This window comes from Pseudoteredinibacter isoporae, from assembly GCF_011602085.1.
GTDB lineage: Bacteria > Pseudomonadota > Gammaproteobacteria > Pseudomonadales > Cellvibrionaceae > Pseudoteredinibacter > Pseudoteredinibacter isoporae.
Genome location: NZ_JAAONY010000005.1, coordinates 50,191 through 65,686 on the forward strand (window position 1 = coordinate 50,191; position 15,496 = coordinate 65,686).

A 15,496-nucleotide genomic window follows, 5' to 3' on the forward strand; every position below is an offset into this window, starting at 1 on the left:
ATGATATGTGGAGTATCTAGATGGCTCGTATAGCTGGTGTAAACATACCAGATAACAAACACGCCGTTATCTCTCTGACCTATGTCTATGGTGTAGGTAAGACCACCGCTCAGCAGATTCTTGCTGCTACCGGTATTGCAGAAACGACTAAAATCGGCGAATTGTCTGAAACAGAAATGGACGCGATTCGCGCCGAAGTAGGTAAAATCACCGTAGAAGGTGACCTGCGTCGTGAAATTTCCATGAACATCAAGCGTTTGATGGACTTGGGTTGCTACCGTGGTTTGCGTCACCGTCGCAGCTTGCCACTTCGTGGTCAGCGCACTAAGACTAATGCTCGCACCCGTAAGGGTCCGCGTAAGCCTATTAAGAAATAAAGGTTAGGAAGATCGTTATGGCTAAGCCAAGCAAAACTACCCGTAAAAAGGTAAAAAAGACGGTCGTTGATGGCATCGCCCATATCCACGCCTCTTTTAACAACACTATCGTGACCATCACTGATCGTCAGGGCAATACCCTGAGCTGGGCTACCGCAGGTGGTTCTGGTTTCCGTGGTTCACGTAAGTCTACCCCTTTCGCTGCCCAGGTTGCTGCAGAGCGCGCTGGTGAAGCTGCAAAGGATTATGGTTTGAAGAACCTAGACGTTGAAGTAAAAGGTCCAGGACCAGGCCGTGAGTCTGCAGTTCGTGCCTTGAATAACGTTGGATACAAAATCTCCAACATTACGGACGTTACACCCATTCCTCACAATGGTTGTCGTCCTCCTAAGAAACGTCGCGTATAAGGGGGCTTAAAGAAGATGGCACGTTATATCGGACCAACTTGTAAACTGGCTCGCCGCGAAGGAACTGATTTGTTCCTTAAGTCTGGCGCTCGCCCATTAGATTCAAAATGTAAAGCTGAAACTGCACCTGGTGTACACGGTGCACGTCGTGGTCGTTTGTCTGATTACGGTGTTCAGTTGCGTGAAAAGCAAAAAGTTCGTCGTTTGTACGGCGTACTGGAAAAGCAATTCCGCGGTTACTACAAAGAAGCTGCTCGTCGTAAGGGCGCTACTGGTGAAAACCTGCTGAAATTGTTGGAATCTCGTTTGGATAACGTTGTATACCGCATGGGTTACGGTGCGACTCGCGCTGAATCTCGTCAGTTGGTATCTCACAAGTCCATCACCGTTAACGGTCAAGTAGTGAACATTGCTTCTTACCAGGTGAATGAAGGTGACGTTGTTGCCGTTCGCGAAAAATCCAAAAACCAGCTTCGTATTCAGAACTCTCTGGCTATTGCAGCTCAGCGTGCTGAAGTTGAGTGGGTTGACGTGAACTCGGACAAAAAGGAAGGCACTTTCAAGCGCGTTCCTGATCGTGCAGATTTGCCTGCTGAGATCAATGAGAACCTAATTGTTGAACTTTACTCCAAGTAACGGACTAACCTAAGGTATGGCTATGCAGAGTGCTGTAAACGAATTTTTGACCCCGCGTCACATTGACGTTACCGACACCGGCCCAACTCGCGCCAAAGTGGTTTTAGAGCCCCTTGAGCGTGGCTTCGGTCATACCCTTGGCAACGCCCTGCGTCGCATTTTGTTGTCTTCAATGCCAGGTTGTGCTGTCACTGAAGTTGAAATCGACGGTGTGTTGCACGAGTACAGTGCAATTGAAGGTATCCAGGAAGACGTTATCGAAATCCTGTTGAACCTTAAAGGTGTTGCCGTGGTTATGCACGGTAAAGATCAAGCGGTTTTGACCCTGAGCAAGAAAGGCCCGGGCGTAGTAACTGCTGGTGATATTCAGGTTGATCACGAAGTTGAGATCAAAAACCCTGACCACGTCATTGCCAACATCACTGGTGATGTAGAGCTGAGCATGAAGTTAAGCGTAGCTCGCGGTCGTGGTTACCAGCCTGCTGATGCACGTCGTAGCGATGACGAGGAAACTCGCGCTATTGGCCGCCTGCAGTTGGATGCTTCTTTCAGCCCGGTACGTCGTCTGGCTTACTCTGTAGAGAGTGCCCGTGTTGAGCAGCGTACTGACCTGGACAAGCTGGTTCTGGATCTGGAAACCAACGGTACTATCGACCCAGAAGAGGCGATTCGTCGTGCAGCTACTATTCTGCAGCAGCAGTTAGCCGTATTTGTCGACCTGGAAGGCGAGAAAGAAGCTGAGCCAGAGCAGAAAGAAGAAGAGATCGATCCGGTTCTGTTGCGTCCTGTGGACGACCTGGAACTGACCGTTCGCTCCGCCAACTGCTTGAAGGCTGAGAACATCTACTACATCGGTGACCTGATTCAGCGCACTGAAGTAGAGCTGTTGAAGACGCCGAACCTGGGTAAAAAGTCGCTTACCGAAATTAAAGACATCCTGGCTTCTCGCGGTTTGTCACTGGGTATGCGCTTGGAGAATTGGCCACCCGCCAGCCTGCGTGCTGACGACTAAGCCAGATTCAACGCTTAATGTAATATCGGTTTGGCATTAGCCAAGCTAATGCCAACGTAAATAGCGCTCTCGATGTGAATCGAGAGCCCAAATGAAGGATTTAGAGTCATGCGTCATCGTCATAGTGGCCGTCAACTGAATCGCAACAGCTCACACCGTAAGGCTATGTTCAAGAACATGGTTTCCTCACTGGTTGAGCACGAGTTGATTAAAACAACCTTGCCAAAAGCTAAGGAACTGCGTCGTCATGCAGAACCCCTGATCACTTTGGCCAAGGAAGACAGCGTAGCTAACCGTCGTTTAGCTTTCGACCGTCTGCGTAACAAAGAAGCTGTAGGTAAACTGTTTTCTGTATTAGGTCCTCGTTATCAGGACCGTCCAGGTGGTTACCTGCGCATCTTGAAGTGTGGCTTTCGTGCCGGCGACAAGGCCCCAATGGCCTATGTTGAGTTGGTAGATCGCCCACAGGTAGAAGCGGCTGCTGAAGAAGAGTAAGCGTAAGCATCTACTGAAAAACCGGCCAATGGCCGGTTTTTTTATGCCTGCAGGAAACCCATCTTGTCTGCTCTCTTTATGAACTCAATCTAGCGAAATCAGGCTGCCCACATTAAATTTTTGTGACAGTGTTTATTATTCCCGAGTAGCGCCGAAAGCTGAGTTTGAATGCCAGCAATCAACAGGGAGGTAGCTATGACTTTGCGTATCAGCCACAGGCTGGGAATACTCGTGGCCATGTCGATAAGCGTCTGTGTCATTATGTCGCTTATGGCTTGGTCCAAAATTCGTTCTGAAGTCTCTTTCGCGCAAAACCTCAGCAAGCAGCGCCTCGAGCCGGTGTGGATGCTGGAGCACCTCTCGCGCCTTTACAGTCATGACATCAGCGATACGGCGCACCAGCTGAGGGCGCAGATGATTTTCTGGCAAGAAGCCGAGGATATTGTTTTAGAAGCGGACAAGCGTATCCATGAAATCTGGCAACGTTATGAAAGCCGTCCCTTGAGCGAGGCTGAAAAAAGCCTGCTCGAGGCGCTGAAGCCCGACATTGAGACATCGTTTGCCACCATCGAAGAACTTGAGCAAAAGGTGGAAGAGAAGTCGAGCTACGAACTGGGCCAGTTCGTCGACATAAAAATGTACGCCGGCCTTAAACCTCTGTATACCGCTCTCGATCGATTAATTGCCCAGCAAACCGAATTGGCGCAAGCCGAGCAGGCGGCTGCAGATGAGCGGCTGGCGTCGACCACGCAGCACATCCTGATCTTGTTGGGCTTGTTGATCGTTTTGCAGCTGGCTCTCAGTTTGTGGTTGAGCCGGAGTATTCTGCGCCCTTTGGCAAGCATGCGCGCTTCCGTATCCGAAATTATCGAAGAGATGAATTTTTCCCGCCGGGTTTCCGTACATTCCGATTGTGAGTTGGGGCAATTGGGCAATGACGTGAATCGAATGGTTTCGGTGCTGGATGATTTATTGGCCTCATTGCGGCCAGTCGCTATCACGCTCCAGGATTCAGCAAAGGCCTTAGTGGGGGGCGCCAAAGAAGTTGATCGCCAGGTTGAGCTGCAAAACGGCGAGTTGCAGGACGTAAATACGGCGGTGGGCTGCGTTTATGAAGCCGGGCAAGATGTTTTGCGAACGGCAGAATCCAGCCATAAGGAAACCCAGGCCGCTGCGGAGGCTGCCGAGGTGGGCGCTGAACGTTTGCAAAAAACCATCCTCGTCATCAACGAACTGGCAGAACATGTCCAGCGTTCTTCTACAGATATGAGCAAACTTTCCGCCGGCAGTGAGGCGATTGGCGGTGTGCTCTCGGTGATCAGTGAAATCGCTGAACAAACTAATTTACTGGCGTTAAATGCGGCCATTGAAGCCGCTAGAGCAGGAGACCAGGGGCGTGGCTTTGCGGTTGTGGCCGATGAGGTTCGCCAGCTGGCCCAGCGCACCGCCAGTTCTACCAACGAAATCCAGGCGATGGTGGAAGCGATTCAAAAAAGCAGCGAAGAAGTGTCTATGTCATTGGGCGACAGCGTGGAAGCGGCCTCCCAAAGTGTTGAGCAGGCCCGCTCGACGGGTGAAATTATTGATGAGATTCTCCAAGGCATCCGTCTGATTCGAGGTCAAAGTCAGGACATTTCTCAGCACTCGAAGCAGCAGATTGATCTGTCGAAATCTCTGAGCGGGCAAGCTGAAAAACTATCAGAGCTGAGCCAGCAGACGGCAAAATTATCTGAGGATTCTTCGACAGCAAGCGAGGCGGTTTCGGAGATCGCGACGGGTTTGAGTGAGCAGCTTCGCGCTTACCAGCACTCGACGCACTGAGTTTTCGTTCCTATAAAAAAAGCCCGCGAATCGCGGGCTTTTTTTATAGAGTCTGGTAGTCGATTCAAACCGGCGAGGCGATTTGCATTAACCAGGCACAGAGCATTGCCGCATAGGTGCCGAGTGCATAACCCAATACCGCAAGCAAAACCCCAACCGGTGCAAGGGAGGGGTGAAAGGCTGCTGCAATAATTGGGGCCGATGCCGCCCCGCCAACATTGGCCTTACTGCCCACGGCTAAAAAGAAAAACGGAGCCCGAATCATTCGCGCCATAGTGACCAGCAAGCCAACGTGGATGCACATCCAGATAATACCGACGAGAATCAAACCCGGTTGTTCAACCACTTTCATGATGTCCATTTTGGTGCCGATGATGACCACAAGAAGGTAAATAAACAGGCTGCCAAACTTCGATGCGCCGGCACCTTCCAGCTTGCTCACTCGGGTGAAACTCAGCAGTAATCCGGTAGTGGTTGAAATAATCACGACCCAGAAGAAGTGGCTGGCTAAAATGCTTTCCGAGGTAGCGGGAATGGCCTTAAACATTGGAGACAGAATATCGCCCAGGAAATGGCACAGACCGACGGTACCGAAGGCAATTGCGAAAATCGCCGTGAGGCGGGGCATATCCAGTTCCAGCTTTTCTCGGCCATGATATTCTTCAAGACGTTTTTTCACATCTTCAATGGCAGTGGTATCAGCCTTTAGCCAGCGATCAATTTTGCTGCTGTTTGCGGCGCCGTATAACAGGCAAGCCATCCATAAATTGGCAACGACAATATCAACCGTGACCATAGCGGAGTAGTTGGCCGGGTTGTACTCATAGAGTTCCAGCATCGCGGCCTGGTTGGCTCCGCCTCCGATCCAGCTGCCGGCCAGTGTTGCCAGGCCTCGCCAAACCGCTTCAGGCCCGGCGCCACCAACGGTCTCAGGGCTGAAGAAAGACATAATTAGAATGGCCAGCGGACCACCAATCACAATGCCTACGGTGCCCGTGACAAACATAATGACGGCCTTGTCACCCAATCTCATGATGGCTTTCAAATCGATGCTCAGGGTCATCAGAACGAGACTGGCGGGAAGGAAATAATTTTTCGCGATGGTCCATAAATTGGACCCTTCCGAAGAAATAATACCAAAGGTGTTCAGCAAAGAAGGCAGCAGGTAGCAGACCAGAACCATTGGTACGATGCTGTAAAAGCGTTTCCACTTCGGTCCGGCATTGTAGGCGGTGTGCATAATCAGGCCTAACAACAGCGCCAGCAAGCCGAAGGCGACGGCATCGTTCGTAATCAGTGGTCCACTCGAATTCATAATCATTCCTCGCTTAGTACAGAACCGCTTTGTTGTGGTTTATGGGGGCCTCCAACGAATAGGGCGGAGTGCACCTCTTGCGATTCCTTTCGCTTATAAACGAAGTGTTGGCCATAAACCTCCGAGATTGGGTCTTGCTGCTTCATGTTTGGAAGACGGCGAGTGGTCGTTTTCAATGACGATTAAGGCCGTTTAGAGGGCAAGAGCAGCGTTTTTTCGCTAAGAATTCAGCTGTTCAAACACCATTTGCTCCAAGTAAGTTTGTATTTACTTTCAACAAGAGGCTTGAAAAATAAAGGGGCAAATCCGGTAAATAAATAAACCCCGTACAAAATTATTGATTTACTTGTAAGGTTTAAATTTAAAGGTTAAATTAACCTTAAATTGAAACAAGATAAAAATAAAGAGGTGAATCATGAGCGCAAACCACTACTTCCATCGCGACCACTTTAAGTTGGGCACCTTCTCGGCCAACTGTTCCGGCGGCCTGGCGGTAACCAAGGTACCTGAGCGTTGGGACAACAGCTGGGAAAACAATCTGCAAATGGCCAAAATGGCCGATGAAGCGGGTTTTGACTTCCTGCTGCCCATCGCACGCTGGATTGGCTATGGTGGCGATACCAACTTCCACGGTAATGTCCTTGAGACCGTCACCTGGGCGACGGCTTTGCTGGCACATACCAAGAATATCCACGTCTTTTCCACCATTCACACATCTTGTAACCATCCCGTGGTCCTGGCTAAGCAAATCGCGACTATGGATCACGTCAGCGGTGGCCGTGCAGGTTTGAACGTGGTTTGTGGTTGGAATCGCCCCGAGTATGAAGCGTTAGGGCAGGAGCTGCCGGACGATCATGAAACCCGCTATGCCTATGGCCAGGAATGGTTTGATATTGTGAAGCGTCTGTGGCGTGAAAATGACGCCTTCGATTATCACGGTGAGTGGCACAAGCTTAAGCAAACCTATTCACTGCCGCACCCGGTTCAAAATAATGTGCCGATCTTTAATGCCGCCGGTTCCTCCCAGGGGCGTGAATTCGCGGTCAACAATGCGGACTTTCTCTTTACTCCAGCGATGGATCTGGAAAAAACAGCGGAAGATATCAAAAACATCAAAGCCGCAGGCACCAAAGTAGGGCGCGATGTGGGTGTGCTCACCTTGTCGTTCTCGGTATGTCGTCCGACAAAGAAAGAAGCCGAGGAATACCACCGCTACTACGCGGAAGAAAATGCCGATTGGGGGGCGGTCGACAATATCACTCGCATTATGTTTGAAAACGCAGAGTCCTTCCCGAAAGATCAGATTTTGCAAATGAAGCAGGCCATGGCAACCGGTCATGGGGGCTTCCCTTTGGTGGGTGATCCCGATACCGTTGCCGACGGTCTGGAAGCGCTTCACAATGCCGGCTTTGGTGGCAGCGTACTGGGCTTTGTCGATTACGTGAAAGAGATGCCTTACTTTATTCAGGAAGTTGTACCTCGCCTGGAACGCAAAGGCATTCGCATGCCCGTGAATACCGACGGTTAGTTGCATAATGATCAATAATGCCAACAGCTCTCCGGAGGAGGGCTGGGCCTAAAAGGTCGAACGATGTGCAAAAAAGCACAACAGAAGGTGCCTCTGTTGTGCTTTTTGGTTATTCTAGGGCGGTGGTATTTACACTAAGGATGCTAATGAATAATAACAATGAAATAAATCGAGCCAGTAACGAGATATTAGATAAAAAATGGCACCTGGCTACGGATGCTCACGAGGTCTCTCTGACGGAGTTGGAGTTTGCACTCTTTCGGATCTCCGAGGCATTTGAGCGCTGGCAATCGGATTGCCTTGCCTGTTGTGTAGAAGGTAATTTCAGTGGCACTGATAATGCCCTGCTGCACATGATTCGCATGCATGATCGCCCCAAAAGTATTTCTGACCTGGCCCGCCTGCTGAATCGCGATGACCTTTCCAATTTACAATACAGCCTGCGCAAAATGAGTAAGGCTGGTTTGATTGAAAAAGCGAAAGGCGACAGCAAGAAAGGCGTTACCTATCAAGTGACCGAGCAGGGGATGGAGGTTACTGACCGCTATGCGCGTTACCGACAGGAATTGTTGTTGAGTCTGACCAATTCCATTGCCGGTTTTGAAAGCAAACTCAATGGCGCTACCCAGGCATTGAATTTAATGGTCGGTATGTATGATCAAGCCGCTTGTGTTGCCGCTTCCCACAAGGGCAGCTAACGGCCATTTTTCTCAGACTTAAGTTGTGGTGTAACGATGATGATGTGTTTCATCGTTACATTGCGATTCCAGTACGTTCTAATTTTTTTCAGCGAACAGCTGTTCTTCCAGGCTCAAGCCTTTCTTCAACTGTTGATACTCGATGCCTTGCTGGGCCAATAGAGCAAGCAGCTTTTGGTCGAAGGTGTTTTCAAAAGCGTCGTAACGAATACTGAGCTGGCGCGGATTTCGGCTGCTGGCCGATTGGAAAGCTGCCAGCTTATGCAGCTGGTCCTGTACGAGTTGAGCTTGATCACTGCAAAGTTCCAGTTCAATGATCGCGCGGTTTCCAGTGCTTTGTTCCTGACTCTGATGTTCTCGCAAAATCCCTTGTTCGATATACAAGACACGCTGGCAAAGCTTTTCCAGCTCCGCGATATTGTGAGAGCTGATGATAAAGGTTTGCTGTTGGGACTGCTGCTCAATGATGTTGCGAATCATGCGTGCATTATTAGGGTCGACACCAGCCGTGGGTTCGTCCAGCAGCACCAGTTCTGGATTCCCAATCAAGGCCTGGGCAAACAGCACACGTTTGTTCATTCCGTGGCTGAGTTCCTGGGGCTTTTTCGTCAGTGAATCGCCCAGATCAACCAGTGTTAAAACACGTTCGGCTTCCTGTGTTGCAGCGGCTTTGCTGAATCCTTGCAGGCGGGCCAAAAAGCTCAACTGCTGCACAATATTCAGTTCTCTGTCGAGTTGAGCATCTTGGGGAAGGCTGCCAAGACGCCCCTGAATGCTCCGGCTATCAATCGGTTCGCCCAGAATGCGAATCTCGCCGCTGCTGGCCTGAATGTAATTGCAAAGCAAGCTGAAAAAGGTCGTTTTGCCTGCGCCGTTGGGCCCAATTAATGCGATTGGGCTGCCTTTTTCCAGCGTCAAATTTGTTGGCTTAAGGGCTTCAAACTGTCCAAAACGTTTACTGAGATTTTTGCACTCTAATAGACTCATATGTCCTGCCTCCGCCAAAACCACAGAGCAAGCAGCAACACCCAAGTGGTTTGAATCAGGGGCAGCCCAATGGCTGGCAGGCATTCACTGGCTGAGCATTGGTCCAGAACCGGGCTGTGAGTGCCCGGCAGTAAATAATCAAGCAGGCCCAGGGGACTTAAAAAATTGCTGAGAAAAGACAAAGCCCAGCCGGCCAGCAGCAAGCCAATAAAAGCGCAGAGCAACGAGCGTATAGCGCTCGAACAAAAAAGACCGCTCAACAACATCAAGGCGATGTAGGGCAGTCCCAGACAAAACAGTAGCAGGCACATCACGATCGCGGCTCCCAGACTGGCTTCTACAGTGCCGGATTGTCTGAAGAGGGTGAGTGCCAGAGTGCTGAAAACGGCAATGCCCACAAGGCTGGCAAGAATCGCGGCTTTCGCCAGGCAACGCCCAAGCACAATGCTTAATCGATGACTGCGGGCTTGCCAAAAGCGTAAGCGTCTCGCCTCACGGTCCTGAATTAACATGTCCGCGCTAAGCAACATAACCAAAGGTGCAAGAAAAAGTTCAAGAATGTACCAGCAAATGGCTAGCTCATAGCTCGGCCAGTCAAAACGCTGCAACAGTTCAAGTCGATGCAATATCAGTTGGCTAAGACCGTTTTCTTCCCCTTCTTCGATAAGGCGTGTGCTGGCGAGAATGACATAGCGCAGTACCAATCCCCAGGCCAGTACAAAACTGCCACCAAACAGCAGCCACTTTAAACTGCTGAAGCGTCGTTTGAGTTCATAGCTGGCATGCAGAAAACAGGCACGCAAAAAACTTGGAGGGGCGTGTAGCGTATTCAACACAGTTCCTTGTTGTTTGTTTTATTGCCCGCTTGGTTTGGTTGTTTCAGCCGTCTTTTAGTTATGACTCAGGCCAGATTGCGGGGCTTATTATCGTGTTGTTCTTTGTGGTTCAGTTCAGCCCAGCGTTGCTCAATGGATTGACGAATGCCGTCGGCGTCCAATTGTTCAACCTGCAACAACTGTTGCGGCTTGCCGTGCTCCACATAGCGGTCATCCAGACCGAGTTGCAGCACAGGAATATTCAAACCTTTGCTGTTCAAGAATTCGGTAACTGCGCTGCCGGCACCACCGGCTATGGCATTTTCTTCAACGGTGACCAGCATCTCATGCTGCTCGGCCATTTTTAATACCAGTTCTTCATCAATGGGTTTTACCCAGCGCATATCACAAATGCTGGCATCCAGTTCGAGAGCGGCTTCTTTCACCGCCTGCAAGCGGGTACCAAAGTTCAGAATCGCAATGCTGTTGTTTTTACTGCGACTGATCTGAACGCCTTTGCCAATGGTCACTGTACCGAGGTCTTGTTCAATGGCTACGCCAATACCTGCACCGCGAGGATAACGAACCGCCGAAGGGCCTTCATATTGATAGGCACTGCTCAGCAATTTGCGACATTCGTTTTCATCCGACGGTGCGGCAATCACCAGGTTGGGAATGCAGCGCATAAACGTTAAATCAAAACTGCCCGCGTGAGTCGGACCATCTTCGCCCACCAGACCGGCGCGGTCGATGGCGAAGGTTACGTCCAGATTTTGCAAGGCCACGTCGTGAATTAATTGATCGTAAGCGCGCTGTAAAAAAGTGGAGTAGATGGCAACAACCGGCTTTTGGCCTTCACAGGCAATACCGGCCGCCAGAGTGACCGCATGTTGTTCGGCAATGGCGACGTCGTGAAAACGCTCGCTGTATTCCTGTGAAAATTTCACCATGCCCGAGCCTTCGCACATAGCTGGCGTAATACCGATCAGGCGTTCATCTTCGGCGGCTTGGTCGCAGAGCCAGGCGCCGAACACGTCCTGATACTTGGGCGCTTTGGGTGTTGCGCTTACCGGCGCAGTGCTGGGCGCTTCAATTTTATTCAGCGCGTGATAACCCACGGGGTCTTCTTCGGCAGGGCTAAAACCTTTACCTTTTTGGGTAACGATATGGAGAAGCTTAGGGCCTTCTATTTCGCGCAGATTACGCAAATCGTGAACCAGGCGCGGCAGATCGTGACCATCAATCGGGCCAATGTAATTAAAACCCAGCTCTTCAAACAAGGTGCCCGGTGACACCATGCCTTTCATATGTTCTTCGGTGCGGCGGGCAAACTCCCAGGCCTGGGGAATGGCGCTCAACACTTTTTTGCTGCCGGCGCGCATTTGGTTGTAGGTTTTGCTGGCCCAGATTCTTGAGAAATAGGTTGCGAGGCCGCCGACGTTTTTACTGATCGACATATTGTTATCGTTCAGTACCACCAGCATATCGGTTTCGGTGTGTGCGGCGTGGTTCAGTGCTTCGAAGGCCATGCCGGCCGTCATCGCGCCGTCGCCGATAATCGCTACCGCTTTGCGACGTTGTTCCGGATCCTGATCGTTCTGGAGGGCTTCCTGTTCTGCACCCAGAGCCATACCGAGAGCGGCGCTGATGGATGTACTGGAGTGGCCCACGCCAAAGGTATCGAATTCGCTTTCTTCCCGTTTCGGGAAACCGGCCAAACCACCCAGCTGACGAATGCTCGCCATCTCTTCGCGACGACCGGTGAGAATCTTATGGGGATAAGTCTGGTGGCCCACATCCCACACCAGGCGATCGTCGGGCGTGTTGTAGATGTAGTGCAGGGCGATGGTCAGTTCGACAACACCCAGCCCCGCACCAAAATGCCCGCCGGTTTTACCGACGCTGTACAAAAGAAACTCGCGCAATTGCAGGGCCAGTTCCGGCAGCTGATCTTCATCGAGCTGGCGCAATTGTTCTGGCGAATCAACGCTGTCCAATAAGGGCGTTGAAGGCCGCTCTAGGGGGATTTCTTTAAACATTCAGTACAGGGTCTCTAGGTTGCTGGGCAACCACATCGTCAAGCTATCAGGGTTGTCACGGCCAAGCCTTATTTGAGCTGGCGCGGAGGATCGCCCATTGTATTCGGCCAGGCCCGGCAAAGCAAAGCGCGGTCGCCCTTTATTAGACGATCAGGCGATCAATGTGCTCTCTGCACTATATAGTCGGCCAGGGCTCTCAGGGCCAGGGCTTCGGGGCCAAAGGCCGCCAGTGCCTGATGGGCATCCTGGCGCAATTGCTCGGCCTTGGTTTTGGCCGCATCCAGGCCCAGCAGGGAGACGTAGGTGGGTTTGTTGAGTTCCTCATCCGCGCCCTGTTGCTTGCCCAGGGTGGCGGTATCGGCGGTGACATCCAGAATGTCGTCCTGGACCTGAAAGGCCAGTCCGATGGCGTCGGCGTAGTCGTCAAGCGCGCGCAGCTGATCTGGCTGGCTGCGCCCGGAGGCAATGGCGCCCATGCGGATGGCTGCACGGATGATTCGGCCGGTTTTCAGCTGATGCATCTGTTCTAACTGGGCCAGACTGATGCGCTGATTGACCGAGGCCAGATCAATGGCCTGGCCCGCCACCATGCCGGCGGCACCGGCGGCACTGGCCAGTTCCTGAATCAGTTGTAGTTTGATCTTGTCCGGGCAGTTGGGCAACTCGGCCAGCTCGCTGAACGCCTGGCTCTGCAGGGCATCTCCGGCCAGGATGGCGGTGGCTTCATCAAAGGCGATATGGCAAGTGGGCAGTCCGCGTCGGAGCTTGTCGTCGTCCATGGCAGGCAAATCATCATGAACCAGGCTGTAAGCGTGCATCATCTCAATAGCCGCCGCTGCGCTGTCGACGGCCGGGCTGGCGCTGTTGCCGCAAGCTTCGGCACCGGCCATAACCAGCAGAGGTCGCACACGCTTACCGCCATTGGTGGCACTGTAGGACATGGCTTCCAGCAGGCGCTTCTGGGGGCAATGGCTCTTCGTCAGAGCCTTGGCGATGGCTGAATCAGCACGTTCGCGGCACTGCTGCACATAGGCGGGGAAATCAAAGCTCACGGTAGGGGTACCTTATTCAGCGAGTAATTAGCCTTCGCTGCCGTCTTCAAATGGCTGGCTGATCAATTCGCCCTGCTGTTCCATCAGTAGCTCAACCTTCTGCTCGGCGGCACTGAGTTGCTGCTGGCATTGGCGGGTCAGTTTGACCCCTTTCTCAAAGGCTGCCAGGGAATCTTCCAGGCTCATATCACCAGCTTCCATGGCTTCCACGAGGGATTCCAGCTCGGCCAGTGAGGATTCAAAACTCGGGCTTTTGTCTTTTGTCATGCTGCTCGCTGCCGCTAATTAAGAATGGCGCCACCCTACCTGAGCCCAATGGCTGGGTCAATGCGCGTTTAGCCGCTAAAAAGGATATTGCTACGCCAAACCAGCGGGTTCAGTTGGTGGTCGTACTACATTTTAAAGATAAGGGGTTAACTTGTCTTGGGAACGGCCGATATAAGCCTTAGTGGATAAACATCATAAGCACCCGCAAGCCAAATCAGGGTGCACGCTAAGGAGCAATCTGTGGATTTAGCAACCATAGTCGGTATTATCGGCGCCTTCGGTCTTATCATTGTCACCATGCTCATGAGTGGCGATTTGGGTATGTTCGTGAACATCCCTTCGCTGGTGATCGTAGTGGGCGGAAGTATCTTCGCGGTTATGGCCAAATTCGGCCTGGGGCAGTTCCTGGGCGTGGGTAAGGTAATTGGCAAAGGCATGAGCAACAAGCTGGAGCAGCCTGGCCCCCTGATCGACGAAATTGTTGAATTGGCCGACGCAGCCCGCAAAGGTGGTTTGCTCTCTCTGGAAGGTAAAGAAGTCAGCAGTGACTTTCTGCAAAAGGGCATCCAGCTTTTGGTGGATGGCCACGATGCCGATGTGGTCAAACAACTGCTCAGTAATGACCGCAAGCTGGCTGAAGAGCGTCATCAGGTCGGCGCCAGCATCATGATGTCCATGTCGAGTATGGCACCGGCAATGGGAATGATCGGAACCTTGATTGGTCTGGTAGCGATGCTGGCCAACATGGATGACCCCAAATCGATTGGTCCCGCAATGGCGGTTGCTCTGTTGACCACCCTATACGGCGCCGTTATGGCGAACGCCTTCTGTGAGCCTATGGCCGACAAGCTCAAGCTGCGTGCCGCTGAAGAAGCCATGATTAAAAGCCTTGTCATCGACGCACTGCTTGCCATTCAAGGCGGGCAAAACCCTCGAGTGATTGAATCCATGCTGCGCACTTATTTGCCGGAAGGCCAGCGCGAAGCGGCGGACTGATTGGGGGTGAACCATGAGTGATGAAGAAGAGCAAAGTTGTGATTGCGTCGAAGGCCTCCCCCCGTGGATGGGAACCTTCGCCGACTTGATGTCCTTGTTGATGTGTTTCTTCGTATTGCTGTTGTCGTTCTCGGAGATGGATGCACAAAAATTTAAACGTCTTGCGGGTTCCCTGTCCCAGGCCTTTGGTGTGCAAACCAAATTGGCAGTTACAGACCCACCGAAAGGCACCAGCATCATCGCCCGGGAATTCAGCCCGGCGATTCCGGAGCCGACGCCGATCAATGAGATCTGGCAGAAGACCGAAGACATCACGCAATCGAGTTTGGAATTTGATCAGACCAATGAGTTTGATATTGAAAAAGGCCAGGAAGACCTGGAAGCCGGTGTTGAAAAAGCCAGTGACAAAGAGTTACAGGAACGGTTGGAAGAAAAGCTCGAAGAGCTGATTAAAGAAACCGAGCGCGACGCGGCCGTCCTGGCGCAAGCGCTCCAGGCTCAGATCGTTACCGGTGAAATCGAGATCGAAACCATCGGCCGGAAAATTATTATCCGAATACGTGAGAAAGGTTCCTTCAGATCCGGCTCTGCAACACTGAGCGAAAAATACTTCCAAGTGCTGGAAGAAGTGTCCGCTGTATTGGCCAAGCAACCCGGTAAAATACAAGTACAGGGCCATACCGACGATGTGCCGATTCGCACCAAGCGCTTCCGCTCCAACTGGGAGCTTTCCACTGCGCGCGCCGTATCAGTTGCCCATGCGCTGATGGTGGGCAAACGGGTAGCCGAAAACCGTTTTGAAGTGGCCGGTTATGCGGCAACTAAACCGTTGGTAGAAAACAGCAGCCGCAAAAATCGTGCGAAGAACCGCCGGGTTGAAATCATGATCAGCCAGGGCCTGGACGATGAGTTGAACGAAGACGATAAGAAGTTACTGCAAAATCAGGACGGGCAAGACCTGCTGCGCAATCTGGATCTTGAACCACCGAAATATCAATTTGACTTAAAGCCTAACGAAATTTTTTAAACACGATGGCGTGAAAGCGTCATC

General features: G+C 51.7%; 16 protein-coding genes. 10 read left to right on the plus strand and 6 right to left on the minus strand.

The window, feature by feature from the left end; all coding sequences use genetic code 11:
- Positions 1-20: 20 nt before the first annotated feature.
- The 6 genes from rpsM (at position 21) to G8768_RS20250 (ending at position 4,748) form a co-directional block, all read left to right on the plus strand.
- Positions 21-377, plus strand: a complete 357-nt coding sequence (rpsM, locus tag G8768_RS20225; protein ID WP_166843510.1) for a 30S ribosomal protein S13 — start codon at positions 21-23, stop codon at positions 375-377.
- Positions 378-394: 17 nt separating this feature from the next.
- The gene (rpsK, locus tag G8768_RS20230; protein ID WP_166843511.1) at positions 395-784 is read left to right on the plus strand and encodes a 30S ribosomal protein S11; all 390 of its coding nucleotides are present in this window, start codon (positions 395-397) and stop codon (positions 782-784) included.
- A 15-nt stretch (positions 785-799) separates the two neighbouring features.
- Positions 800-1,420 carry a 30S ribosomal protein S4 gene (gene rpsD / locus G8768_RS20235; protein ID WP_166843512.1) on the plus strand — a complete coding sequence of 207 codons (621 nt, stop codon included), beginning with the start codon at positions 800-802 and terminating at the stop codon, positions 1,418-1,420.
- A gap of 22 nt (positions 1,421-1,442) precedes the next feature.
- Positions 1,443-2,432 (plus strand): DNA-directed RNA polymerase subunit alpha, encoded by a 990-nt coding sequence (locus G8768_RS20240; protein ID WP_166843513.1) that lies wholly within the window; start codon positions 1,443-1,445, stop codon positions 2,430-2,432.
- 108 nt (positions 2,433-2,540) lie between these two features.
- A complete protein-coding gene (gene rplQ, locus G8768_RS20245) occupies positions 2,541-2,927 on the plus strand; it encodes a 50S ribosomal protein L17 (RefSeq protein ID WP_166843514.1) in 387 nt (128 codons plus the stop codon).
- A gap of 195 nt (positions 2,928-3,122) precedes the next feature.
- Positions 3,123-4,748, plus strand: coding sequence for a methyl-accepting chemotaxis protein (locus G8768_RS20250; RefSeq protein ID WP_166843515.1), 1,626 nt, complete (start codon positions 3,123-3,125; stop codon positions 4,746-4,748).
- Between the two features lie 64 nt (positions 4,749-4,812).
- Here the strand turns inward: G8768_RS20250 and G8768_RS20255 are convergent, their stop codons facing one another.
- Entirely contained in the window at positions 4,813-6,063 is a 1,251-nt protein-coding gene (locus G8768_RS20255; protein ID WP_166843516.1) for a DUF819 family protein, read from the minus strand.
- Between the two features lie 415 nt (positions 6,064-6,478).
- On the opposite strand from G8768_RS20255, the gene G8768_RS20260 reads away from it, so the two are divergent.
- A complete protein-coding gene (locus G8768_RS20260; protein WP_166843517.1) occupies positions 6,479-7,591 on the plus strand; it encodes an LLM class flavin-dependent oxidoreductase in 1,113 nt (370 codons plus the stop codon).
- 146 nt (positions 7,592-7,737) lie between these two features.
- Entirely contained in the window at positions 7,738-8,289 is a 552-nt protein-coding gene (locus G8768_RS20265; RefSeq protein ID WP_166843518.1) for a winged helix DNA-binding protein, read from the plus strand.
- A 78-nt stretch (positions 8,290-8,367) separates the two neighbouring features.
- Here G8768_RS20265 and G8768_RS20270 read toward each other — a convergent pair whose 3' ends face one another.
- From G8768_RS20270 to G8768_RS20290, 5 genes are all read right to left on the minus strand, one after another.
- Positions 8,368-9,276, minus strand: coding sequence for an ABC transporter ATP-binding protein (locus tag G8768_RS20270; RefSeq protein ID WP_166843519.1), 909 nt, complete (start codon positions 9,274-9,276; stop codon positions 8,368-8,370).
- A complete protein-coding gene (locus G8768_RS20275; RefSeq protein WP_166843520.1) occupies positions 9,273-10,109 on the minus strand; it encodes a hypothetical protein in 837 nt (278 codons plus the stop codon). The genes G8768_RS20270 and G8768_RS20275 overlap by 4 nt, the downstream gene beginning before the upstream one ends.
- A 68-nt stretch (positions 10,110-10,177) precedes the next feature.
- Positions 10,178-12,130: a 1-deoxy-D-xylulose-5-phosphate synthase gene (gene dxs, locus G8768_RS20280; protein ID WP_166843521.1), complete on the minus strand. Its 1,953-nt coding sequence runs from the start codon at positions 12,128-12,130 to the stop codon at positions 10,178-10,180.
- 158 nt (positions 12,131-12,288) lie between these two features.
- Positions 12,289-13,182, minus strand: coding sequence for a (2E,6E)-farnesyl diphosphate synthase (ispA, locus tag G8768_RS20285; protein ID WP_166843522.1), 894 nt, complete (start codon positions 13,180-13,182; stop codon positions 12,289-12,291).
- Positions 13,183-13,209: 27 nt separating this feature from the next.
- Entirely contained in the window at positions 13,210-13,449 is a 240-nt protein-coding gene (locus tag G8768_RS20290; RefSeq protein WP_166843523.1) for an exodeoxyribonuclease VII small subunit, read from the minus strand.
- Positions 13,450-13,689: 240 nt separating this feature from the next.
- Between G8768_RS20290 and pomA the strand changes: the two genes are divergently transcribed.
- Both pomA and G8768_RS20300 read left to right on the plus strand, forming a co-directional pair.
- Positions 13,690-14,445 carry a flagellar motor protein PomA gene (pomA, locus tag G8768_RS20295; RefSeq protein WP_166843524.1) on the plus strand — a complete coding sequence of 252 codons (756 nt, stop codon included), beginning with the start codon at positions 13,690-13,692 and terminating at the stop codon, positions 14,443-14,445.
- A gap of 13 nt (positions 14,446-14,458) precedes the next feature.
- Positions 14,459-15,472: a MotB family protein gene (locus tag G8768_RS20300; protein ID WP_166843525.1), complete on the plus strand. Its 1,014-nt coding sequence runs from the start codon at positions 14,459-14,461 to the stop codon at positions 15,470-15,472.
- The last annotated feature ends 24 nt before the right edge of the window (positions 15,473-15,496 follow it).